Genomic DNA, 23,689 nt, shown 5'->3' with positions numbered 1-23,689 from the left:
ATTCAATAACAAATAAGAGAAATATTTAGTTTATAAAAGTAAGATTTTTATATTTGTCGCCATAACTAGCTATTTAAAATATAACGCTGAGTTATTAACAACTCTATGAAAGCATTAGCACGATTTATTTTATACACATTACTTGGGTGGAAAACTGTTGGTAGTTTTCCAAAAGATTTAAAGAAATATGTTTTAATTGCGGCACCTCATACACATTGGTTAGATTTTCCATTAGGAGTTGCTATAAAATATGCCGAGGGATTGCCAGCAAACTATATTGGAAAGGCCTCTCTGTTTAAGCCTCCATTTGGATTTATTTTTAGATGGTTAGGTGGAGCTCCAGTGGATAGATCCAAAAGTAATAACAAAGTAGATGCAATTGTTGACCTATATAACAGCCGAGAAAATTTTATTTTAGGGATGTCTCCTGAAGGTACTCGAAAATTAATAGATCCTTGGAAAACAGGATTTTATTACATTGCAAAAGGTGCAAATGTACCAATTGTTATGGTTACTTTGGACTTTGGGAATAAACAAGCAAAAATCTCCGAACCTTATTATTTAACTGATAATATGGACGAAGATTTTAAGGTTTTTTACAACTATTTTAAAGGAATAAAAGGTAAAATACCTGAAAATTTTAATTTATAGGGAAACTATTTTAGTAATAAAGAAAGGTGTTAAAATTATAATTTTAACACCTTTCTTTATTTTATTAAAATGTATTTATCCCTTGTAAAAAGGAAGCTTAACTATTTTTGCTGGTATATTTTTATTGCGAACTTGAATAAAGATGTCAGTATCACGTTTCGCATTTTCTATAGTGACATAACCCATTCCGATACCTTTTTTTAATGATGGGCTCATAGTTCCAGAAGTAACTTCACCAATAATGTCTCCGTTTACATTAACTATTTTATATCCGTGACGTGGAATTCCTTTTTCAGTAATTTCAAAAGCCACTAGTTTTTTAGTAACACCTTCCTCTTTTTGTTTTTTTAAGGCTTCTGCATTCACAAAATCTTTGGTGAATTTAGTAATCCATCCTAAACCAGCTTCAATTGGAGAAGTTGTGTCATTTATATCATTTCCGTATAAACAGAATCCCATTTCCAGACGCAGAGTATCTCTGGCCGCTAAACCAATAGGCTTTATTCCAAATTTAGCTCCAGCTTTAAAAACTGCATTCCAAATTTCTTCTGCTTGTTCATTTTTCATATAAATTTCAAAACCACCAGAACCTGTATATCCGGTTGCTGAAATAATTACATCATTAAAACCAGCAAAATCACCAATTTTAAAAGTATAATATTTCATACGAAGTAAATCCAATGTTGTTAGGGATTGTAATACTTCAGAAGCATCTGGACCCTGAACAGCCAATAATGAATATTCATCTGAAACATTTGTCATTTCCACACCTAAATCGTTGTGTTGAGAAATCCAATTCCAATCTTTTTCAATATTTGAAGCATTTACAACTAGCATATACTCGGTATCACTAATTTTATAAACTAACAGATCATCAACAATTCCACCATCATTATTTGGCAAACAACTATATTGAACTTTTCCGTCAAACAGCACAGATGCGTCATTTGAGGTCACTTTTTGAATTAATGCCAGGGCATTTTCTCCTTTTAAATGAAATTCACCCATATGTGAAACATCAAAAACGCCAACACCGTTTCTAACAGTTTCGTGCTCAATATTAATTCCTTCATATTGAACAGGCATATTGTATCCAGCAAATGGCACCATTTTAGCTCCTAAAGACTCATGAATGTGAGTTAATGCAGTATTTTTCATTATAAATATTTTAGTGATGCAAAATTAGTGAAATAACAATAAGTTGATTAGTATTAATTTACCAAATAAAGATGATATCTACAATTTTATCATATTTATTTGTTAATATTTCAAAGCTTTTTAAGCTATTTTTATCTTTTCATTATATTTGAATACAATTAATTATTATTTCAATAAAAATATGAAACGAGCATGCTAAGAAATTTATCATCCAAAGAAATGGATAATAGCGAACAGCATGTGACCGTTAAAAAAATAAAATAGACACATGAAATTCAACAGCTTTTTAGTTTTATTATTTTGTTTTACAGCATCTATAATTTATTCTCAAAAAAAGGATTTACCTCAAGATTACTTAAAAAAAGATTTTCATCAAAATAGAAGGGAAGCTTTAAGGGAAAATTTACCAAATAATAGTGTAGCTGTTTTCTTTGCTAACGCGGTTAGAAACAGAGCTAATGATGTTGAATACGTATATCATCAAGATCCAAATTTTTATTATTTAACGGGTTATAAAGAACCTCATGCATTGTTAATTGTTTTTAAAGATGATCAAGAAATACGAGGGAATGTTTTAAATGAAGTACTATTTGTTCAGGAAAGAGATGAATATGCAGAAATGTGGAATGGAAAACGTTTGGGAGTTAATGGCGCTAAAGATGATTTAGGTTTTAGAATCGCCTATAATGGAGGTGAATTCAGTAGTTATGAAATTGATTTTTCCAAATTTGATAAAATATTATTCAAAAACTTTGAGAATGATATAAGAGATACTCGAGAAGGTGCTGACTTGTATGATTTAATTAAAAGTTTTAAAGAAAAGGTTTCTTATGATCTTATCAATTTAAATAAACCAACCACAGATAAAATTGAAACTGAAACTAAAAAAAGAATTGACACCAAAATGCTTAGCGGTATTATGGCTTCATTAAGAGAAGTTAAAACTAAAGAAGAATTGGTTTTATTAAAAAAAGCTGTAGAAATTTCAGCAATCGGACAATTAGAGATGATGAAAGCAATGCACCCTAATATGTCTGAAACTGAAGCGCAAGGAGTTCATGAGTTTGTTTATAAAAAATATGGTGCTGAATATGAAGGGTATCCGTCAATTGTTGGAGCAGGAGGAAATGGATGTATTTTACATTATGTAGAAAACAACAAAACGAGTATTGGAGATAATCAGTTGGTATTAATGGATTTAGGAGCGGAATATCACGGTTATACTGCAGATGTTACCAGAACAATTCCTGCAAACGGAAAATTTACGCTTGAACAAAAACTAATTTACGATTTAGTTTATGAAGCTCAGGAAGCAGGTATTAAAGCCTATAGAATTGGCACGAAAATGACAGAGCCAAATAAAATTGCAATTAAAATAATAAATGAAGGTTTATTTAAATTAGGAATAATTCCTTCTAAAAATTCAAGTCATATGTATTTTCCTCACGGAACTTCTCATCATATTGGTTTAGATGTGCACGATCCTGGAAATTATAATAAGTTTGAAGAAAATATGGTAGTTACAATGGAACCTGGGATTTATATTCCTGAAGGTAGTGATTGTGATGAAAAATGGTGGGGAATTGGTATTAGAATTGAAGATGATATTTTAGTGACTAAAAACGGACCAATTAATTTATCTGCAATGGCTCCAAGAAAATCTGACAAAATTGAAGCTGCTATGACCTTACCCAGTGTATTAGATAGTTTTATTTTACCAAATTTAAACAACTAATTTAAAATGATTCTATTTGATATTTCCAATTTTATATAAAAATTTATTATTATCTTTAACAATGTACCTAATCAAATTAAAAAGAATATGAAAAATAATGCAGTAAAATATACGGTAAATTTAAGTTTTGAAGAAATAAAATTACCTCCTTTTGAAGAAATATTGGTTTTAGGTAAACACTCTCCTCACGGAAAACAAGGTATTTCTAGATCTTTTGATTTATTAATTCCTAATGGTTTTGAAATTATTGATACCGATCATGATAATGTAGATTGCGTATTTGTTAACAAGAGAATTTTAACAAAAATGCCTAAGGAAAAAATATTGAAAATATTAATGTCAAATGTATTTCCGTATGTTTCTGAAAAGGAAATTATAAAAGTTGATTTTAAAGTTAAGATTTCATACAATATAGTTGAAGAAGATTAATTATGAAAATTTCGCATTTAATACGAAGAGATTTTTTAACAATTAATCCTTTTTATGGTTTAAATGCAATTAAAAAGGAATTGATAGAGCGCAGAGCATTGGTTGTGCAAGATGAAAATAAATTTTATGGTGTACTAACCATAAATGATCTTGTTGCAAATCCAAGAGTTTTGGTAATAGACTGTTTATCAATTAAAAAAATGGTAGATTGTGAACAATCTGTTAAAGAAGTGCTTTGGGAAATGAAAATTACAAATACCGATGTTTTACCTGTAAGTGAAGAAGGTAATCTTATTGGGTTGGTTTTTAGAAATGAACTATATAATTATGTGTCAGAATATAATTTAGAACTAGAAACAATTATACAAGAACGAACAAAGGAATTAAAAAAAACATTAGAAACTAAAGATTTAATGTTTTCAATTATAGCACATGATTTAAGAAGCCCGTTTAGCTCTATCCTGGGTCTTACAGATCTTTTAAAAAGAAATCTTCAAAGTTATGATATTGAAAAAACAGAGAAATTCATTAACCAAATGAATATTCAGGCTAAAAAAACTTATAACTTAATTAATAATCTATTAAATTGGGCAAATAATCAATCTGGAAAATTAGCTTTTAACCCTTCTTATTGTAATATTGGTAAAATTTGTGATGAAGTAATTGATCAACTTAAAGAAACAGCGCAAATGAAAAATATTACTTTAAAAAGTTTTTATCCTGAAAATTCAAATGCCAGTGTAGATAAAAATATGGTGGAAGTAATTTTAAGAAACTTGATTTCAAATGCAATTAAATTTACGGAGAATAATGGCTTTGTAGAAGTTTATTTAACTGAAAATGAAAATTTTATAGAAGTAACCGTTTCAGATACAGGTATTGGTGTGGATAAAAAAAATAAAACAAAAATATTTACAATTGATGATAATAAAACTAAATTAGGTACTGCAAATGAAAAAGGATCTGGCTTAGGTTTAGTTGTTTGTAAAGACTTTGTAGAGAGACATCAAGGAAATATTTGGGTTGAGGATAAAAAAGACAAAGGCAGTTTATTTAAGTTTACACTACCTGTTTCTAAAATTAGAAGAAAAAAATTGAAAACAAAAAATAAACCATCAAATAAAGTTGAGTATTAATTTTTAAGTTAATTAGATCTTACTCGTTGTTTAAAGCTTGTTTCCAATCGGCAATTAAATCTTCAATATGTTCAATCCCTACTGAAATTCTTAATAAATTGTCAGGAGTTTTACTATCAGGTCCTTCAACAGATTTTCTATGTTCTACCAAACTTTCAACGCCCCCTAAACTAGTTGCAGACGTAAAATATTCTAATTTGGTTGAAACCTTGAAAGATTCTTCTAAATTTCCTTTAACTAAGACTGAAAGCATTGCTCCGTATCCATTTTTTTGCTGTTCTTTAGCTAATAAATGCTGCGGATGACTTTCTAATCCCGGATATAAAACTTTTTCAATTTTTGGGTGATTTTCTAAATATTTAGCCAAATTATAAGCGTTTTCTGCTTGTTTTGTAATGCGTAAATGCAATGTTTGAATACCTCGAGCAATTAACCAACAATCAAAAGGAGATGGAACTGCTCCATTTAATAATTGAATGGATTTAATAGTTTCTGCCAGATTCTCATTGTTTAAAACAATAGCTCCTCCAACAACATCACTATGTCCACCAAAATATTTTGTTGAAGAGTGCATTACAATATCTGCTCCTAATTCTAATGGATTTTGAAAGACAGGTGTGGCCCAAGTATTATCAACGCAACAAAGTGCATTGTTTTTATGTGCCAAATTAGATATGGCCTTAATATCACTTATTTTTAACTGGGGGTTTGAGGGTGATTCAATCCAAATTAAGGATGTAGCTGGTTTTAATGCATTTTCAACTGTCTTTATATTTCTCATATCCACCAATGTATAGGTTAAATCCCATCGCTTAAAAACCTGTTCCATTAATTTTTTAATTGCGTAATAAATATCATCAGGTAAAATAATATGATCACCAGCTTTTAAACTTTGTAAAACAGCACTAATAGCTGCCATTCCCGATGAAAAAGCAAATGCATATTTAGCATTTTCTAATTGAGCAATACTATTTTCAACAATTGATCTGTTTGGATTATCGCCTCGTGAATAAACAAAATCATTGGTATATGACCCGTCATTTTTTCTTTTGTAAGTGCTTGATAAATAAATTGGTGTACTTACTGGTTCTGAACCTTCAAAATGGTTTTCTACACTTTTAATGGCTTTTGTAGCAAATTTCGGTTTTGATTTCATTTATTTTTTTAATTTATAAGGGAATTTCATTTCAGTATCTTTACCAGAATCATCTTTAAAAACCACATAAATGTTTAATTCATTTTCATTTATGCGTTCAAAAGTAAAATCATTGAAATAAGCTTTGTTTTTTTCTATTTTTACTAACTGAGCAGTCAGTCTTTCATCTTTTTCTTCCCAACCTTTTAAGTCGTTATGAAAATGTTTCAAACGAAAATATAAAGTTTCATTTTCTTCAGAAATGGTGCAAAATTCATAAAATTCAATTTTTCCATCCACAACTAATTTAAATGATCCCATCATTGAATTGCCTAGCGGAGGAGTCCAAACCTCTTCTGTTTGACCATCAAATGCTTCTCCAACCCAATATCCAGAAATCCAGGAAACATCATTAATCGTGGCTTTTGTTGCCTTTTTTAACGGATCAAGTTTTAAGGTGTTTTGAGAATAAGAATTTATAGACGCAATTAAAAATAAAATAGCTAGGTATTTTTTCATAATTTGAATTTAAAATTACCTAGCTAAACTACTTATATTTATTTATTAAAACAATTACCTATGAAGTCAATAAAAATTGTTTTAATTCCTTATAAGTGGAAATTTCAATAGAAACTTTCTCCTTATTTATTACTTCTAAAATTTGTTGAGGCAATTCAATAGTTTTATTTAAAACAGGTTCAACTACATCTAAAAATTTTACAGGATGTGCTGTTTCTAAAAAGATACCCTGACCTTTATTCTTTTTAAAATATTTTTTTAAACCTAAATATCCAACAGCTCCGTGAGGATCCGCAATATACCCAGATTTCTTTTTAATTTCTTTCATTGCTTCACGCGTTTCTTCATCTGTAAAAGAATATGATGAAAGATTTTCTTTTAACAATGAATCATCATTATTATAAATCTCCTGAATTCTAATAAAGTTACTTGGATCTCCAACATCCATTGCATTAGAAATGGTTTTTTTTGAAGGTTTTGGAGTATAAACACCTGTTTCTAAATAATTTGGAACAATGTCGTTCACATTAGTAGAAGCAATTAATTGTTTTATTGGTAAACCTAATTTTTGAGCCATTGCACCGGCGCAAATATTTCCAAAATTCCCACTAGGTACAGAGAAAACCAACTCTATCTTTTTGTTTTTTATTTGTTTATATGCAAAAAAGAAATAAAACATTTGAGGCAACCAACGTGCAACATTTATAGAATTTGCTGAAGTCAAATTTCTTTGAGAAGTGATTTCAGTATCTAAAAAGGCTGTTTTTACCATTGCCTGACAATCGTCAAAAGTTCCATTAACTTCCAGTGCGGTAATATTTTGTCCGAGCGTTGTTAATTGCTTTTCCTGAACATCACTTACTTTACCACTTGGGTATAAAATAACTACATCAACACCTTCAACTCCTAAAAAACCACTTGCTACAGCACCACCAGTGTCACCTGATGTTGCAACTAAAACAGTCACTTTTTTTGCATTCTGTTCTTTGTTAAAAAAGCCAAAACATCTTGCCATAAAACGAGCACCGACATCTTTAAAAGCCATTGTAGGACCGTGAAACAACTCTAAAGTTGAAATATTTTTTTTAATTTCAACAACAGGAAAATCAAAACAAAGCGTTTCAGAAATAATTTCTTTTAATTCTTTCTCAGGAATTTCATCAGCTACAAATTGCTTAATTACTTCATAAGCAATTTCTTCATTTGTAAAATATTCGATATGATTGAAAAAATCCTTTTCTAATGGCGTAATGCTTTCTGGAAAATACAAGCCTTTATCTGGTGCCAATCCTTTTACAACTGCATCTTTAAATGATACATTTGGAGCGTTTTTATTTAAACTATAAAAGTTCATAATTATTAATTTTTTCTTTTGTCATTCCTGCGAAGGCAGAAATCCATATACTATTAGTTTAGATTCCTGTCTTCACAGGAATGACAGCTTATATTATTTTTATTCCTTGTTTATTAATTTTTGAAATGTGTATATCATAGTCTATTCCAACTTTTTTATAAACAGATTTCATTGCATCCACAACTTTTAATGCAGTTTCTTCACCTTTACTCAAAGCAAATATTGATGGACCGGAACCTGAAATTCCACATCCTAAAGCGCCAACATTTAATGATTGTTGTTTAACAGCATCAAAAGCTGGTATCAATATCGAGCGAATTGGTTCAATTATATAATCTTCAAGAGAACGCCCGATTAATTCGTAATCTTCAGTATATAAGCCACTTATTAAACCACCAACATTTCCCCATTGTTTTATGGCGTCTTTTAAAGGCACAGTGGTTTTTAAAATTTCTCGAGCATCTGAAGTTTTTACTTCAATTTGCGGGTGAATTACTGTTGCATACAACTGGTCTGGAGTATTAATACTTATAATATCTAAGGGTTCATAGCTTCTAACCAATGTAAAACCTCCGAAAAGGGCAGGAGCTACATTATCAGCGTGTGCTACTCCAGATGCCAAACGTTCACCTTCCATTGCAAATCTAACTAAATCAGTAACTGAAAAAGGTTTTCCTAAAAGTTCATTTATTGCCCAAACTGCTCCTGCAGAACTTGCAGCGCTACTTCCAATTCCACTTCCAGGTTTTATGCGTTTGTCAATTTCTATTTCAAAACCAAATTCACTGTCTGTTTCAGCTAATAATGCTAATGCAGCAACGCCAGCAACGTTTTTATGAGTTTCCAAAGGTAAATCCTGACCTGTGATTTTTGTAATAGTCACCCCTTTTTTAGCAACTCTTCTTATAATCATTTCATCACCAATGGTATCTAGTGCCAACCCAAGCACATCATAACCACAAGATACATTTGCTATAGTAGCAGGAGAAAATATTTTTAATTCGTTCATAATACTAGTTGTTTCCAATTCTAATAATATCAGCAAATAACCCAGAGGCCGTTACATCTGCACCGGCTCCAGCTCCTTTAATAATTAAAGGTTGTACAGGGTATCTTTCTGTAAAAAACAATACAATATTATCGCTTCCATCTAAATTATAAAATGGATGATCGGACGGAATTTCTTGTAAACCAACATTTGCAGCTCCATTGTCAAATTCTGCAACAAATTTTAATCTGCAATTATTTGCAGCTGCTTTTTGTTGTATTTTATTAAAATGTTCAGCTTCCGATTTTAAAGTTTCTAAAAAATCCGGAACAGAATCAGCATCTAAAGATGCTTGCGGTAGAAAAGAATTATTTTTAATATCACTTAATTCTAATCTTGTTCCACTTTCACGAGCCAAAATTAAAATTTTACGCATTACATCAACACCACTTAAATCAATTCTAGGATCTGGTTCTGTATACCCTTGAACCCCAGCTTCTTTAACAACATCGTAAAAAGAAGTATTTTCGTTAAAATTATTAAACACAAAGTTTAAACTACCAGATAAAACCGCTTGTATTTTCGTTACTTTATCTCCAGATGCAATTAAATTTTTAAGTGTATCAATAATAGGTAAACCAGCTCCAACATTGGTTTCAAATAAGAAAGGTGCATTATATTCTCTTGCTAATTGCTTTAAATTCAAATAATTAGTGTAATTAGAAGAGCAAGCAATTTTATTGCAAGTAACAACTGCAACACTTTCCTTTAAATAACTTGCATATAATTTAGAAATACTTTCATTTGCAGTATTATCTACAAAAATGCTATTTCTAAAATTTAGTTCAGTTACCTTATTATGAAATAAATCCAAATCCAACGGTTCCGCTTTCTCTAATTGAGGTTTCCAATTATCTAAATCGATACCATCTTCATTAAAAAGCATTTTTTTAGAGTTTGTCATCGCAATAACTCTTACCTGTAACCTTAAGTTATTTAAAAGGTATTGTTGTTGTTGTTTAATTTGTTCAATTAATTTGCCTCCAACATTTCCAACACCAACTACAAATAAATTTAATTGTTTTGTCTGGTTTTCAAAAAACTCTGAATGCAGCGAGTTTAATGCCTTTTTTATATCTTTATGAGAAATAACTGCTGAAATATTTTTTTCTGAAGCACCTTGTGCAATGGCTCTAATATTTACATTATTTCTTCCAAGAGTGCTAAACATTTTACCACTTATACCTTGGTGACTTTTCATATTATCACCAACCAACGCAATTATTGCATTGTTTTTTTCAACAATTAAAGGCTCAATTTTATTTTGCTCAATTTCATAACCAAATTCCGCATCTATTGCACTTTTTGCCTTTTCAGCATCATCATTACTAATTGCAAAACAAATAGAATGTTCAGATGACGCTTGTGTAATTAGTGAAACGCTAATTTTCTCTAAAGATAAAGCTTCAAATAATCGTTTAGAAATACCAGGAATACCAATCATTCCACTACCTTCTAATGTAATTAAGGCCATATTTTCTATATGACTAATTCCTTTAATTGGATTTGTATTTGACGAAACTTTAGTAATTAGTGTTCCTTCTGCTTTTGCATCAAAAGTATTTTTTATGCAAATTGGAATTTCCTTTTTTAATATTGGTTGAATTGTAGGTGGGTACAGCACTTTAGCTCCAAAATGCGATAATTCCATCGCTTCTTGATACGATATATTTTTAATTGGAAAAGCTTCTTTTACAGCTTTTGGATTTGCTGTATACATTCCACTTACATCTGTCCAAATTTCTAATATTGAAGCATTTGTAATTGAAGCTATAATCGCAGCAGTATAATCTGATCCACCACGTCCTAAAGTAGATACTTCTCCTTTTTCTGTTTTAGCAACAAACCCAGGTAATACAACTATTTTATGCTTGTTTTGGTTAAAATAATCTTCAACAGCTTTTGTTGTTTTATCAAAATTAACCGCTGCGTTCGAAAAATTTTCGTTGGTTACAATTAATTCTTGTGAATTTTTAAGAATAGCATCTAATTTGTTGTTTTGCATTGCTTCCGCAATAATAAATGAAGAGAACAATTCTCCAAAACTCACTATTTTATCAGATGTTTTATTTGATAGTTCATTAATTAGAAAAACGCCCTCAAGTGTATTTTCCAATTTATTCAACATTTTTATAACCTGACCTAAAACACCACTTTGATTATTTACCGGAATTAGCTCTTTAACAACTTTTAAATGTCTTTCTTCTATAGTTTTAAAGCTTTTTAAATAATTTTCATCGCCATTACAAGCTAGTTTCCCAGCTTCTAACAATAAATCCGTTATTCCACCAAGAGCGGATACAACAACTGCAACTTCATTTTTATAAGAACTTTCTTTAACTATACTTATTACTTTATTTATGTTTTCTGAAGAAGCTACTGATGAACCTCCAAATTTTAATACTTTCATTTGTATTAATTTAATATGTTTATTTCAATTATTTTTTAATACTCCATTTTTCATAAACTTATGAAAATGAATATAATATATACGGATGATATGAATAGATTAGAACCCCTAAAGGGTAATAGTTGAAGTAGTTGTAGCAATAATAAAGTTGCGCATAAAAATTGCGCTTGATAAAATTTTATATGTTTTTACTATTTGCATTGCTCAAAAGTAACTATTTTTTTAAAACTATAGCAGTTTTCATTAAATTTTACTAAAATTTTAATTTTAAACAACATTCACTATATACTTATCATTATTTTAAAGAACTTTTTATGAATACAAAAAAACTCCGAAGATAACTTCGGAGTTTTGCATTATTCTAAATCTATAATAACTTGATTTTTTAATAAATCTTCAAAAGATTCTTCTTTTCTTATTAAATAATCTTTTCCTTCGTAAAACAAGACTTCTGCTGGTTTATATCTCGAATTATAATTAGATGCCATTGAAAAACAATACGCACCAGCATTGTTAAAACATAATATATCACCTTCTCTAATTTCGCTAATTCTTCTATTTGATCCAAATGTATCAGTTTCACAAATATAACCTACAACAGAATAATAACGTTCTCTACCGCTAGGATTTGAAATGTTATGAATATGATGGTAGGAATCATACATCATTGGACGTCCTAAATGATTAAACCCTGAATCTATACTTGCAAAAACTGTTGAGGTGGTTTGTTTTACAACATTTACATGTGCTAAAAACGAACCTGATTCACTCACTAAAAATTTACCAGGTTCAAACATTAAAGTTAGCTCCTTACCATATTCTTTAATGAACTTATTAAACCTTTTGCTTAGTTTTTCACCTAACTCTTCAATATTTGTTGAAATATCACCTTCTTTATAAGGCACTTTAAATCCACTGCCTAAGTCAATAAATTCTAAATCTTTAAAATCTTTAGCAGTATTTAATATAATTTCTGTTGCTGCTAAAAAAACATCAATATCTAAAATATCAGAACCTGTATGTGTATGAATTCCATTAATATGCATTCCTGTATTTTCAACAACTCTCTTAATAAGAGGTAATTGGTGAATAGAAATTCCAAATTTAGAATCTATATGACCTACAGAAATTTTATGATTTCCACCAGCCATTATGTGTGGATTTATACGAATACAAACAGGGATGTTAGGGTAGTGGTGACCAAATTGTTCTAAAATTGAAATATTATCAATATTAATTTGAACACCCAGTTTAGCAACTTCTTCAATTTCTTGTAAAGAAACTCCGTTTGGTGTAAATATGATATTTTCTGGCGCAAAACCGGCTTCTAAACCTAATTTTACTTCTTGTTTAGAAACTGTATCAATTCCTGAGTTTAATTTTTTAAACAGTTTTAAAATGCTGATATTCGAATTAGCCTTTACAGCATAATTTAATTTTAAACTTTTAACTGTAGAAAAAGCCGTTGTAATACGGTTGTATTGCGAAATAATTTTTTCTGCGTCATACACGTAAAGTGGACTTCCGTATTTTTCGGAAAGAGAAACTAATAATTGATTATCCATTCATTCTATTTTATAAGTTCCAAAAGTATAAAACCATTTCAGGTTTCAAAATATAATTTTATAAAATAACAATATTTAACAGTTTGTTAAATAACCAAAAAATAAACTCTTCTTGAATTAACAAGAAGAGCTTATGAGTCTTTTTAAAATTATCTAACCTATTTAGCTCTTTTCGCAGTTATTTCAGCAATTTTCACAATAACATCTGTTGCTAATTGTATAGATTCTGCAGGAACATATTCGTATCTACCGTGGAAATTATGACCTCCAGCAAATATATTTGGGCAAGGTAATCCTTTATATGAAAGTTGAGAACCATCTGTACCACCTCTAATCGCTTTAATAAGTGGCTTAATGTTTAATTGCTTCATCGCTTCCTCAGCAATATCAACAATATGCATAACCGGTTCAATTTTTTCACGCATATTAAAATATTGGTCTTTAATTTCAACTTCAATTAAATTTGAACCTAATTTTTTATTCAAATCGTCAGCAACTTTTTGAAATGCAGCTTTACGATCTTCAAATAATTTAATATCGTGATCTCTAATAATATATTCTAATGTTGTTTTTTCAACTTCACCTTCCATATCATGTAAATGATAAAAACCTTCATAACCTTCAGTTTCCTGAGGAATTTCATTTTTTGGCAGGCCTGTAATAAATTCAGAAGCAATAAGCATAGAATTTATCATTTTTCCTTTTGCATAACCTGGGTGAACAATTTTTCCGTTAATTATAACTTTAGCACCAGCAGCATTAAAGTTTTCATATTCAAGTTCTCCAACCTGACTACCATCCATAGTATAAGCCCATTCTGCACCAAATTTATCAACATCAAACATATGAGCTCCTTTACCAACTTCCTCATCTGGTGTAAAGCAAATTCTAATTTTTCCGTGCTTAATTTCAGGGTTGTTTATTAGATATTCCATTGCAGACACAATTTCTGTAATACCTGCTTTATCATCTGCACCTAAAAGTGTTGTACCATCAGTTGTGATAAGGGTTTGACCTTTATATAATAATAAATCGTCAAAATAGCTTGGAGATAATACTATGTTTTTTTCCTTATTTAAAACAATATCTTTTCCATCATAATTTGGATGAAATTGTGGCTTCACGTTAGTACCAGTATAATCTGGACTTGTGTCGATATGAGCCACAAAACCAATTACAGGAACTTTAAAATCTACATTTGAAGGAAGCGTAGCCATTACATAGCAATTGTCATCTATTGTAACGTCTTCCATTCCAATTTCTTTTAATTCGGCTATTAAGATACGTGCTAAATCCCATTGTTTTTCTGTACTTGGAAAAGCAGGGTTATCAGGATCCGATTGTGTATCTATTGTTATATACCTAACGAAGCGATCTATTATTTTTTGCATTATATTTAATTTTTCATCAAAAGTAAGTATTCAATTGAGGATTTGCAATCTAAATTTCTTAATTTATTACAAAAATTCAATTTTATCAAGAATAGAAATTGATTCACAAATACGATCATCAATATTGTTATCACCATAGATCTCAGAATTTGCAGTAAAATAGGTGTTTTCGGAATTAAGAACTATTAAATTAAATTGGTGATAATTAAACCCTTTTTTAGTTCCTTTAACAACATACCAATATGCTGGTTTATTTCGAAACTGAATTGTATTAGATTTTATTTTTTGAAGGTTAGAATTTGTTAATAATGAATCTGTTTTTTTATGAAAAGAATCATCAAAATTTAAATTTCCGTAATTAAATGACACATCTAAAATATAGGTTTCACTTAATTGTTTTATGGTGTCGGCAGTAAATATTTCAGACTGAAAATTATCATAGTATAAGTTTGTTTTCCAATCACTTGGAATACTTATTCTAAAGTTATTTTTAAAGTCTGTTATTGTAGTTAAATTATTTAAATTATGAGTTTTACAATCAAAAGACTTACTTAAATCAGATTGCTTTACACAACTAGTAAGAATAAACATTAGTAAGAAAATAAAGAGTAAATGTTTCATTTATTAATTTTACGTTATTTTTAGTATTTGAATTTATACGTTTACTTTTTTGCTGTTACACCTGCGAACCCGCCTACGACAGGTATGACAAGGGCTTTTAATTAATTACCATTTTTGCAATCACATTATTACCTGATAACCAAGCTGTATTTTTATCAAACAATCGAATTGAATAATAACTTTCATCACTCATTTTTACCCATTCTTTGCCGTAGTTATTAGAATAAAAAACACCATTTGTAGAAACTGCAAATACTTCTTTCCCACCAGTTTCCGGAACATATTGAACACAGCTTACATATTTTGGTTCAGAATTTTCGGCTACAACTTCCCATGTTCTTCCACCGTCCTTAGTTATTGCTTTGTTTACTGAATTTCCAAACTTATCTAAATAATCGCCTCCACATATAATTCCTTGTTTTTCATTGTAAAAATCCACAGAATAAATACCTGTTGTATTTTTTCCTTGAATTATAGGCGTATTGTATGCCTTCCAAGTTAATCCCATATCATCTGTATGGAAAACTCTCGCTTTTTTACCTCCAGTTACAATCCAGGCATTTTCACCAACAATCGCAATATTTGTATTACTTGCAGCAAATGCAGCTTCTCCTTTTTCTATTTTAGGTAAATCATCACACTTAATTTTTCCCCAGGTATTTCCGCCATCACGAGTAATTATAATAGATAAACAGTCGTCCGTTGGATCACCCATTGCAATTCCATTCAATTCATCAAAAAATTTCATAGAATCGTAAAACACATTCTCGTTTTCCTCTTTATAGACAATATTAATGGCGTTGTTTTTATATTGATAAAGCAATGCAGGGTTTCCAACATTTAAAGCGTAAACGCCTTTTTTTGTATAAGATAGTGATCTAAAATGCGGAATAATAGTATCAGTAATTATTTTTTTAGTTCCAATTATTTTTCCTGAACTTGTAATTATTCCAAGATCTCCATTTGAACCTGCGTAAACAATTGATGAATCATTTACAATTTCAATAGCACGTATACTGGTGCTGTCCATTTTGAAGTTTTCAATGGAGATATTTACAGTTTGACGAGCCTTATATTCCTGATTACAAGAATTTAAAAAAATTAAGATTGCAATATATAATGGAATTCTTTTCATTTTTAATATTTTTATCCGTCTAAATTAAATAAAACAATAGAATTTTTATGAAAAAAGCATTGGTAATTTCTGGTGGTGGTAGTAAAGGTGCTTTTGCAGGAGGCGTTGCTCAATATTTGATGAAAAACAAACAAAAAAAATATGATCTATTTGTTGGTTCTTCAACGGGTAGCTTAATGGTTTCTCATTTAGCATTAGGCCAAGTTGATGCATTAAAAAAGCTTTATACTACAGTTAATCAGCATACTATATTTAGCAATAGCCCATTTGTTATTAAAAAAATACATGGTGAAAAAGTAATAAGTATAAACCATTTAAATATTTTGTGGAATTTTATAAATGGACGAAAAACTTTTGGTGAAAGTAAAAATTTACGAAAACTCATTAAAAATAATGTTACAGAGGAAATGTATCTTGAAATTAAGAGAAATAAAATAGAAGCTGTTGTAGCTGTTTCTAATTTATCAGCCAATGAAGTTGAATACAAATCTATTAATGATTGTAGTTATAATGATTTTTGTGATTGGATTTGGGCTTCTTGTAACTATGTGCCATTTATGAGCTTATTAAATAAAAATGGTTGTGAGTATGCTGATGGTGGTTTTGGATGTCTGGTTCCAATTAGAGAAGCAATATTAAGAGGAGCAACCGAAATAGATGCTATTATTTTAGAAACTGAGGTTACTCAAATTAATAGAATTAAATCTAAAAATCCATTTTCATTATTATTTGATGTCTTTGATTTTATGCTAGAACATGTTGAAAGGCATAATATTACCATTGGCAAACTATCAGCAAAACATCATGATGTAAAATTAAATTTATATTATACACCAACTGTTTTAACTACAAATTCTCTGGTTTTTGATAAAGAATTAATGACTAAATGGTGGAAAGCGGGTTATAAACATGCAAAAAGAAAAGATGATGATACTATGAATGAGTTTAGGGTTGATCTTTTAAGCTAAAAAAAGAACTGGATGAAAAACTTATTTTAATATCATATTGAGCTTGTCGAAATATTTTAACTGATTGTTAAATATAAGAAACTTCGACAGGCTCAGCTTGACAAATTCTATTAGCCTTTAAAAGGTATTATTTATTGTCTTTTCATAAAGTCCGAAGGAAATTGTTTGTCAAAAATGACTGAATTTTCTTTGAAATTTAAATCTAATTTGTTTTCAACTTCTTTAAGTTTTATTAGATTCTTTTTGTTTCTTAATACTGGCTTACCGCTACCTGTAATATAGGCAATGGTTTCAGCCAATAATGGTTCTTCAACAGTTCCTAATTCAGCAAATTCTGAGACAAATTCAACAGTATTAACAGTTGGTTCAATTCCACCTTTTACAGTTTCACCATTATTGTTTGTGTATTGTAAAACAATTGGCTGAATAGCCCAAGTATGATTAGGGTTTAAATTATCTCCAGATTTACTAAAATTATCAGAGTCATATATTGTAATTGAACCAGTATATTTACCGGCAGTGGTAGTTCCAATTGTAGCTACATTAATATGAGCATCTAATCCACTAATTAAAAGTTCACTTGCAGAAGCGGAACTTCCTGTAGTTATAACATATAATTTATTTAAATTTAATCCATCAATTGGGTCACCTGTTTGTGTAAATTTATCATCAAAATAGGTTTCAATCCAATCTGGATGATTTGCTTCAAACCAAGTTTGTAATTCAGGATTCCATTTTTCTTTTGAAATCACCTCACCTTTAAATTGACCAGTAATCAGGCTCGCAATATCACTTGCAATGTAACCGTAACCGCCTCCGTTATATCTTAAATCTAATATTAATTCACTAGCACCTTCTGCTTTAATTTGAGAAAAGGCATTCGCTAATTCAGTTTCAAAACCAGCATCAAAGCCATTATACATAATGTAACCTATTTTAGTTCCATTAGCATCAATAGTTTTTACAATATGAACCGGATTTTCAACAAAATTTTCAATCTGTGTTAATTCTACAGACTTTCCATTTGAAATTGGATTTCCTCCGTTTAAATCTGCAAAATTCATTGTGTAAGTATCTTCTGCTAATAAACTTTGATAATTACTAAGTGTTAATTGCTCACCATTAATGGCATCAAAAACATAGCCTCTTTGCACATCCTTTCCTGAAGCATCTGAGTTAGGTAAGATATATCTTACATAACCTAAAACATCCGAATCGCTTCCTGTTTCTAGGGCTAGCCTGTATTTTACACCGTTACTTTTTACAATTCCTTGAAAAGAATTTTCTAAAGCTACATAGTCATCAACTACCCAAGACCATTTATCTGTACTTTGTCTGTCATATATTAAACTTTCAAAAAACTCATCTGGATTAGAATAACTACTTAATAAATTAAAATAATTTTGATCATTGTCAATTGTAGAATTACTTAAGTTAGGAACATTGGATTTCCATAAATAATAGGTATTTAAACCTTGCCAAATAAAATCTTGAATTTCAACTTGTGAAAAATCGATAGGATTTGGTTCTACATTTGGGTTTTGGTCCGGCTCTAGATCATTATCTTTATTACAACTAATAAAAATAACGCTCATAAACATTAAAATTGGTAAAAGGGATTTTATTCTATTCATATTATAAATTATATTATACTTGTATTTTTGTCGCAAGATATTAAATTTAATTACAAAATTAAATCCTTGTGTTACAAAAACGAAAGTTGGTCGTCATAATTGTAACAACCACAAAAAAAGTTATTAAACCAAACTTAAGATGAAGCAGTCAGAGTTTTTAAAAACGGTAATGCCCTTTAAAGATAAAGTATTTCGTGTGGCAAAAAGGCTACTGGTTTCTACTGAGGAAGCTGAAGATGCTACTCAGGAACTATATTTTAAGTTATGGAAAAACAAGTCTAAATTAAAAGACTATAAAAGCATTGAAGCATTTGCAATGACAATGACAAAAAATTATTGTTTTGATCGATTAAAATCTAAACAAGCAAGTAATTTAAAGTTAATTCATAGCAATTATAAAGAAAAAGATACGCCATTAGATCGGCGAATGGAACTTAATGACAGTGTAAGTTTGGTACATAAATTGATTGAAAACTTACCTGAGCAGCAAAAATTAATTATACAGCTTAGAGATATTGAAGAATATGAATATGATGAAATTGCAAAAATGTTGAATTTACAACCAACGGCAATTAGAGTTTCATTATCGAGAGCACGGAAAACAATTAGAGAACAATTAACAAAACAACATAATTATGGAATTAGCTAACATAGAAAAGTTGTTGGAGAAATATCTAGATGCAGAAACTACAATTGCAGAAGAAAAAGAGTTGAAAAACTATTTTTCAAGTGGTAATGTAGCCCCGCATTTACAAGAATACGAAACATTATTCGGATATTTTTCTACCAGTAAAAATGAGCGTTTTACAAAAACCATCCAATTAAAAACTCAAAAGATGAATTGGAAATGGTTATCTGTAGCAGCCTCTGTAGTATTACTGGTAAGTGTTTACACCGGTTATCAAAATAACCAACAAAAAAAGGCTGAAAAAGTATATGCAGAAACCCAAATGGCTTTTGGTATGCTGGCGGCAAATTTAAACAAAGGAAATATTGCAATTGCAAAATTGGAATATTTTGAAAACACAAAAAACAAAATTTTTAAACAACCTAAAAAGTAAAAAAATGAAAAAATTAATAATATTATTTGCAATTGCCTTAGTGTCTTATGGAACTTATGCACAAGGTTCAATTTTCGATAAATTTGAAGATATGGATGATGTATCATCTGTAATCGTGAACAAAGAAGCTTTTAGAATGCTTGCTAAATTTAAAGGTGGTGGAGAAGAAGGTCAAGAATATTTAGAGATGGTTCAAAACTTAAATTCATTTAAAGTTTTTACTACCGAAAATCCTGAAATTTCAAAAGAAATGGGAAATGTGATTAATAAATATTTAAATTCTTCAAAACTTACAGAGTTAATGCGAGTTAAAGATAAGGATGCAAATGTTAAAATATATGTGCGTCAAGGTAAAGATGAAGACCACGTTAGCGAATTGCTAATGTATGTTAGTGGAGCTGGAAAATATATGAATGATTCTGATAGCCCTGTAAAAGCTGAATCTGTAATTTTATCCTTAACTGGAGATATTGATTTGAATAAAATCTCTGAACTTACAGAAACCCACATACCCAATAGTGGTAAGGTATTGAAAAAACAATAAATATAATTAGCAGGTGAAATGTAATTTTTACCTGCTAATTTTTATCAATTTAAAACTAAAAAACTAATGAGATCAATTGTAAAAAATATAGGTATCGTTTTAGTATTAATGCTAACCTTAATTGCTTGTGATAATAATACATCACTGCAAAAATACTATGTAGACAGTAAAGAGAATAATGAATTTATTTCAATTGATTTGCCTGCCAGCATCCTTGAATTAAAAGATGAAAATGTTTCAGAGGATGTAAGAAAAACATTACAAACTATTAATAAAATAAATTTTTTAGCGCTTCAGTTAACCGAAACAAATAAAGAATTGTATAGTTCAGAAAAAGAAAAAGTTAAACTAATTCTTAAAAATTCAGCCTACAAACAATTAATGCGTATGAACTTAGGAAAAGGGAGTGTTGTTGTTAATTATTTAGGAGAGGAAGATGCAATAGATGAAGTAATTATTTTTGGTTCTGATAATGAAAAAGGCTTTGCCGTAGTTAGAGTAACAGGTGATAAGATGAATCCAAATGATATTATGAAACTTGCAAATGATATTAAATTAGATGGAGACTCAGATCAATTTAAACAATTAGAAGGATTGTTTAGTTCTATAAAATAATATGTTTTACATCATAAAATATTAAAGCCATACTTTATACAGTATGGCTTTTTAACTTGGTATTAACTACTAAAACCATTTAAAATAGTATTTTTGAAATCTTAAAAATTAAATATTTAAAATGAAAAAAATAATATTTGTTGCTGTATTGCTTTTTACAGTAATTATAAATGGTCAGAATAATAGTTATCAACCTGAGAGAGAAAAGATAAATGATTTAATTCATACAAAATTAAAAGTTGATTTCAATTTTGAAAAAAGTCAGTTAAATGGTGAAGCCTGGGTTACTTTAACACCTCATTTTTATTCAACAAATAAAGTTGTTTTAGACGCAAAATCTTTTAAAGTTATAGAAGTTAAAGTAAATGATATAACGGCTGGGTTTAATTATTCTGATAATGAAATTACTGTAGATTTAGATAGAACCTATAAAAAAGGGGAAGCCTATACTGTTTATATAAAATACATTGCAAAACCTGAGGAAGTTACTCAACAAGGAAGTAGTGTTATAACAGACGCAAAAGGGCTTTATTTTATAGATCCAAAAGAGGAAGACCCTGAAAAACCAACACAAGTTTGGACACAAGGCGAAACCGAAGCAAGTAGTTGTTGGTTTCCAACAATTGATGCTCCAAATCAAAAAACTTCGCAAGAAATTTATATGACGGTTCCTTCAAAATTTGTAACCCTTTCTAACGGAACCCTAACTTCACAAACTAACAATAGTAATGGTACTCGTACTGATTATTGGAAAATGGATCAAAAACATGCGCCTTATTTATTTTTTATGGGAGTTGGTGAGTTTAGTATTGTAAATGACTCCTGGAACGGAAAAAAAGTAGATTATTATGTAGAGCCGGAATATGAATCTGTTGCTAAAGATATTTTTGGGAATACTCCTGAAATGATGACTTTCTTTTCTGATTTAACAGGAATTGAATATCCTTGGGATAAATACAGTCAGATTGTTGTAAGAGATTATGTAAGCGGAGCAATGGAGAATACAACGGCAGTTGTACATGCTGAAGATGCTCAACAAAATAAAGGAAGTTTAATTGATAATAATGAATGGGAAGGAACTATTGCCCATGAATTATTTCATCATTGGTTTGGGGATTTAGTAACTACAGAAAGCTGGGCAAATCTAACTGTAAATGAATCATTTGCAACCTACAGTGTTTACTTGTGGTATGAACATAAATATGGTGCTGATAAAGCTGCAGCACATATGTACAACGATGTTCAAACTTATTTACAAAGCGAAAGTGAAGATAAGATTTTGGTGCGTTTTAATTACCACAACAAAGAGGATATGTTTGATACGGTAAGCTATCATAAAGGGAATGCTATTTTGCATATGCTTAGGGATGTTTTAGGAGATGCAGCTTTTTTTCAAGGAATGAATACCTATTTAAATGATCACAAATTTGGAACTGCTGAAGCGCACGAACTCCGTTTGGCTTTTGAAAAAATTAGTGGAAAGGACCTAAATTGGTTTTTCAATCAGTGGTATTTTGGAAGTGGTCATATAAAAGCGAATATTACGTACGATTATAATATTATTAATAAATCAGTAACCGTTAATATTGATCAACAAGGAAAAGTATTTAAATTCCCATTATCTATTGATATTTATGAAGAAACGGGTAAAACAAGTCATGAAGTTTGGGTTAACGATAAGCAAAGTTCGTTTACATTTCCATTTAGAAAATTACCTAAATTAATTAATGTTGATTCAAAACATGTATTACTTGCAGAGTTTTCAGAAAATAAAACTTTAGACAATTTTATTTATCAATTTAATAACGCACCTCATTATTTGGATAGAAAATTAGCCTTAGAAGAAATTGTAAAACATCAGCAGGATAATAAAGAAGCTCAAAACACTGTTGTTAAAGCCTTTAATGATCCTTATTTTGAGATAAGAGTTTTAGCTCTTAAAAATTTAGATTTATTTCAAAAATATAATAAAAGAGATATTATTGTAAAAGTTGAAAAACTGGCGCAAAATGATGCATCTACTTTGGTAAGGGCAGAAGCAATAGCTGTTCTAGGAAAATTAGTGGAGCCAATTTATAAGCCGCTATTTGAAAGGGGAATGGATAACGAGTCTTACGCTATTATTGGAAATTCACTTACATCACTTTATCAAATTGATAAAGAAAGTGCCTTAAACAAGGTACATTCACTTAGTAGTGATGTTAAAGAAAGTTTGGCTGAAGCTATTACAACAATTTATATTAATGAAAAAGACAAAACAAATCTACCTTTTATTGCGAACCATGTATTAAAAGGAATGTTTTTAACTCAAAATCCAAGGACTCAGCAATTGTATAGTGGGGCATTTAAATGGATTGCGGAAAGCGATAATAAAGAGGCAATAGAAAATATTACTAATGATTTTGTTGAATTAGGAAAACAATACAAAAAATATAATTTTGATAAAATGGCTGTAAATATGCTAAATCAAATGGTTTCATTGCAACAACAATCTACAAATAGTAATAAAGAAGAATTAATAATTATTTTAAAGACAGGAATGTCTAAATTAATAGAATAAATAGTAATACAATTTAATTT

General features: G+C 29.6%; 21 protein-coding genes. 10 read left to right on the top strand and 11 right to left on the bottom strand.

All coding sequences use genetic code 11. The annotated features are described in order from the left end of the window. Nucleotides 1-105: 105 nt before the first annotated feature. Nucleotides 106-651, top strand: a complete 546-nt coding sequence (locus CHB63_RS03815; RefSeq protein ID WP_089377084.1) for a 1-acyl-sn-glycerol-3-phosphate acyltransferase — start codon at nucleotides 106-108, stop codon at nucleotides 649-651. Between the two features lie 75 nt (nucleotides 652-726). On the opposite strand, the gene gcvT is transcribed toward CHB63_RS03815, so the two are convergent. After that, complete coding sequence (gcvT, locus tag CHB63_RS03810; protein WP_089377083.1) at nucleotides 727-1,809, bottom strand: glycine cleavage system aminomethyltransferase GcvT; 1,083 nt, start codon at nucleotides 1,807-1,809, stop codon at nucleotides 727-729. A gap of 268 nt (nucleotides 1,810-2,077) precedes the next feature. Between gcvT and CHB63_RS03805 the strand changes: the two genes are divergently transcribed. From CHB63_RS03805 to CHB63_RS03795, 3 genes are all read left to right on the top strand, one after another. Then, a complete protein-coding gene (locus CHB63_RS03805) occupies nucleotides 2,078-3,544 on the top strand; it encodes an aminopeptidase P N-terminal domain-containing protein (protein WP_089377082.1) in 1,467 nt (488 codons plus the stop codon). Nucleotides 3,545-3,631: 87 nt separating this feature from the next. Further along, nucleotides 3,632-3,973 (top strand): hypothetical protein, encoded by a 342-nt coding sequence (locus CHB63_RS03800; protein WP_089377081.1) that lies wholly within the window; start codon nucleotides 3,632-3,634, stop codon nucleotides 3,971-3,973. Nucleotides 3,974-3,975: 2 nt separating this feature from the next. Further along, nucleotides 3,976-5,109, top strand: coding sequence for an ATP-binding protein (locus CHB63_RS03795; protein WP_089377080.1), 1,134 nt, complete (start codon nucleotides 3,976-3,978; stop codon nucleotides 5,107-5,109). A gap of 19 nt (nucleotides 5,110-5,128) precedes the next feature. Here CHB63_RS03795 and CHB63_RS03790 read toward each other — a convergent pair whose 3' ends face one another. The 9 genes from CHB63_RS03790 to CHB63_RS03750 all read right to left on the bottom strand — a co-directional run bounded on the left by CHB63_RS03790 (nucleotide 5,129) and on the right by CHB63_RS03750 (nucleotide 16,287). After that, nucleotides 5,129-6,265, bottom strand: a complete 1,137-nt coding sequence (locus CHB63_RS03790) for a trans-sulfuration enzyme family protein (RefSeq protein WP_089377079.1) — start codon at nucleotides 6,263-6,265, stop codon at nucleotides 5,129-5,131. Next, nucleotides 6,266-6,763: a DUF6265 family protein gene (locus CHB63_RS03785; protein WP_089377078.1), complete on the bottom strand. Its 498-nt coding sequence runs from the start codon at nucleotides 6,761-6,763 to the stop codon at nucleotides 6,266-6,268. Nucleotides 6,764-6,821: 58 nt separating this feature from the next. Beyond that, nucleotides 6,822-8,117, bottom strand: a complete 1,296-nt coding sequence (thrC, locus tag CHB63_RS03780) for a threonine synthase (RefSeq protein WP_089377077.1) — start codon at nucleotides 8,115-8,117, stop codon at nucleotides 6,822-6,824. Between the two features lie 88 nt (nucleotides 8,118-8,205). Then, nucleotides 8,206-9,126, bottom strand: coding sequence for a homoserine kinase (locus CHB63_RS03775; RefSeq protein WP_089377076.1), 921 nt, complete (start codon nucleotides 9,124-9,126; stop codon nucleotides 8,206-8,208). A gap of 4 nt (nucleotides 9,127-9,130) precedes the next feature. Continuing rightward, a complete protein-coding gene (gene thrA, locus CHB63_RS03770) occupies nucleotides 9,131-11,575 on the bottom strand; it encodes a bifunctional aspartate kinase/homoserine dehydrogenase I (protein WP_089377075.1) in 2,445 nt (814 codons plus the stop codon). A 356-nt stretch (nucleotides 11,576-11,931) separates the two neighbouring features. Next, entirely contained in the window at nucleotides 11,932-13,140 is a 1,209-nt protein-coding gene (lysA, locus tag CHB63_RS03765) for a diaminopimelate decarboxylase (RefSeq protein WP_089377074.1), read from the bottom strand. Nucleotides 13,141-13,298: 158 nt separating this feature from the next. After that, nucleotides 13,299-14,531 (bottom strand): peptidase T, encoded by a 1,233-nt coding sequence (gene pepT, locus CHB63_RS03760; RefSeq protein ID WP_089377073.1) that lies wholly within the window; start codon nucleotides 14,529-14,531, stop codon nucleotides 13,299-13,301. A 66-nt stretch (nucleotides 14,532-14,597) separates the two neighbouring features. Continuing rightward, complete coding sequence (locus CHB63_RS03755) at nucleotides 14,598-15,152, bottom strand: hypothetical protein (protein WP_141107261.1); 555 nt, start codon at nucleotides 15,150-15,152, stop codon at nucleotides 14,598-14,600. A 97-nt stretch (nucleotides 15,153-15,249) separates the two neighbouring features. Then, entirely contained in the window at nucleotides 15,250-16,287 is a 1,038-nt protein-coding gene (locus CHB63_RS03750; RefSeq protein ID WP_089377071.1) for a sialidase family protein, read from the bottom strand. A 47-nt stretch (nucleotides 16,288-16,334) separates the two neighbouring features. Here CHB63_RS03750 and CHB63_RS03745 point away from each other — a divergent pair, with 47 nt between their 5' ends. Continuing rightward, on the top strand, nucleotides 16,335-17,255 hold the full coding sequence (locus CHB63_RS03745) for a patatin-like phospholipase family protein (RefSeq protein WP_089377070.1): 921 nt from the start codon (nucleotides 16,335-16,337) through the stop codon (nucleotides 17,253-17,255). Nucleotides 17,256-17,386: 131 nt separating this feature from the next. On the opposite strand, the gene CHB63_RS03740 is transcribed toward CHB63_RS03745, so the two are convergent. After that, nucleotides 17,387-18,889 carry a S41 family peptidase gene (locus CHB63_RS03740; RefSeq protein WP_089377069.1) on the bottom strand — a complete coding sequence of 501 codons (1,503 nt, stop codon included), beginning with the start codon at nucleotides 18,887-18,889 and terminating at the stop codon, nucleotides 17,387-17,389. 139 nt (nucleotides 18,890-19,028) lie between these two features. Between CHB63_RS03740 and CHB63_RS03735 the strand changes: the two genes are divergently transcribed. The 5 genes from CHB63_RS03735 to CHB63_RS03715 all read left to right on the top strand — a co-directional run bounded on the left by CHB63_RS03735 (nucleotide 19,029) and on the right by CHB63_RS03715 (nucleotide 23,669). Beyond that, nucleotides 19,029-19,538 (top strand): RNA polymerase sigma factor, encoded by a 510-nt coding sequence (locus CHB63_RS03735; protein WP_089377068.1) that lies wholly within the window; start codon nucleotides 19,029-19,031, stop codon nucleotides 19,536-19,538. Continuing rightward, nucleotides 19,525-19,950, top strand: a complete 426-nt coding sequence (locus tag CHB63_RS03730) for a hypothetical protein (protein WP_089377067.1) — start codon at nucleotides 19,525-19,527, stop codon at nucleotides 19,948-19,950. Before CHB63_RS03735 ends, CHB63_RS03730 begins: the two co-directional genes overlap by 14 nt. Nucleotides 19,951-19,954: 4 nt before the next feature. Next, nucleotides 19,955-20,494: a DUF4252 domain-containing protein gene (locus tag CHB63_RS03725; protein ID WP_089377577.1), complete on the top strand. Its 540-nt coding sequence runs from the start codon at nucleotides 19,955-19,957 to the stop codon at nucleotides 20,492-20,494. 66 nt (nucleotides 20,495-20,560) lie between these two features. Next, nucleotides 20,561-21,109 (top strand): DUF4252 domain-containing protein, encoded by a 549-nt coding sequence (locus tag CHB63_RS03720; RefSeq protein WP_089377066.1) that lies wholly within the window; start codon nucleotides 20,561-20,563, stop codon nucleotides 21,107-21,109. 121 nt (nucleotides 21,110-21,230) lie between these two features. Then, nucleotides 21,231-23,669, top strand: a complete 2,439-nt coding sequence (locus tag CHB63_RS03715) for a M1 family metallopeptidase (protein ID WP_089377065.1) — start codon at nucleotides 21,231-21,233, stop codon at nucleotides 23,667-23,669. Nucleotides 23,670-23,689 lie beyond the last annotated feature (20 nt).

It is taken from the genome of Lutibacter flavus (assembly GCF_900188355.1).
Classification (GTDB): domain Bacteria; phylum Bacteroidota; class Bacteroidia; order Flavobacteriales; family Flavobacteriaceae; genus Lutibacter; species Lutibacter flavus.
The sequence above is the reverse complement of the archived record's forward strand: the minus strand, read 5'-3'. Positions and strand labels throughout refer to the sequence as shown.

Coding starts and splice junctions, on each gene's coding strand:
- CHB63_RS03815 (WP_089377084.1), top strand. CDS start 106: ATGAAAGCATTAGCACGATTTATTTTATACACATTACTTGGGTGGAAA.
- gcvT (WP_089377083.1), bottom strand. CDS start 1,809: ATGAAAAATACTGCATTAACTCACATTCATGAGTCTTTAGGAGCTAAA.
- CHB63_RS03805 (WP_089377082.1), top strand. CDS start 2,078: ATGAAATTCAACAGCTTTTTAGTTTTATTATTTTGTTTTACAGCATCT.
- CHB63_RS03800 (WP_089377081.1), top strand. CDS start 3,632: ATGAAAAATAATGCAGTAAAATATACGGTAAATTTAAGTTTTGAAGAA.
- CHB63_RS03795 (WP_089377080.1), top strand. CDS start 3,976: ATGAAAATTTCGCATTTAATACGAAGAGATTTTTTAACAATTAATCCT.
- CHB63_RS03790 (WP_089377079.1), bottom strand. CDS start 6,265: ATGAAATCAAAACCGAAATTTGCTACAAAAGCCATTAAAAGTGTAGAA.
- CHB63_RS03785 (WP_089377078.1), bottom strand. CDS start 6,763: ATGAAAAAATACCTAGCTATTTTATTTTTAATTGCGTCTATAAATTCT.
- thrC (WP_089377077.1), bottom strand. CDS start 8,117: ATGAACTTTTATAGTTTAAATAAAAACGCTCCAAATGTATCATTTAAA.
- CHB63_RS03775 (WP_089377076.1), bottom strand. CDS start 9,126: ATGAACGAATTAAAAATATTTTCTCCTGCTACTATAGCAAATGTATCT.
- thrA (WP_089377075.1), bottom strand. CDS start 11,575: ATGAAAGTATTAAAATTTGGAGGTTCATCAGTAGCTTCTTCAGAAAAC.
- lysA (WP_089377074.1), bottom strand. CDS start 13,140: ATGGATAATCAATTATTAGTTTCTCTTTCCGAAAAATACGGAAGTCCA.
- pepT (WP_089377073.1), bottom strand. CDS start 14,531: ATGCAAAAAATAATAGATCGCTTCGTTAGGTATATAACAATAGATACA.
- CHB63_RS03755 (WP_141107261.1), bottom strand. CDS start 15,152: ATGAAACATTTACTCTTTATTTTCTTACTAATGTTTATTCTTACTAGT.
- CHB63_RS03750 (WP_089377071.1), bottom strand. CDS start 16,287: ATGAAAAGAATTCCATTATATATTGCAATCTTAATTTTTTTAAATTCT.
- CHB63_RS03745 (WP_089377070.1), top strand. CDS start 16,335: ATGAAAAAAGCATTGGTAATTTCTGGTGGTGGTAGTAAAGGTGCTTTT.
- CHB63_RS03740 (WP_089377069.1), bottom strand. CDS start 18,889: ATGAATAGAATAAAATCCCTTTTACCAATTTTAATGTTTATGAGCGTT.
- CHB63_RS03735 (WP_089377068.1), top strand. CDS start 19,029: ATGAAGCAGTCAGAGTTTTTAAAAACGGTAATGCCCTTTAAAGATAAA.
- CHB63_RS03730 (WP_089377067.1), top strand. CDS start 19,525: ATGGAATTAGCTAACATAGAAAAGTTGTTGGAGAAATATCTAGATGCA.
- CHB63_RS03725 (WP_089377577.1), top strand. CDS start 19,955: ATGAAAAAATTAATAATATTATTTGCAATTGCCTTAGTGTCTTATGGA.
- CHB63_RS03720 (WP_089377066.1), top strand. CDS start 20,561: ATGAGATCAATTGTAAAAAATATAGGTATCGTTTTAGTATTAATGCTA.
- CHB63_RS03715 (WP_089377065.1), top strand. CDS start 21,231: ATGAAAAAAATAATATTTGTTGCTGTATTGCTTTTTACAGTAATTATA.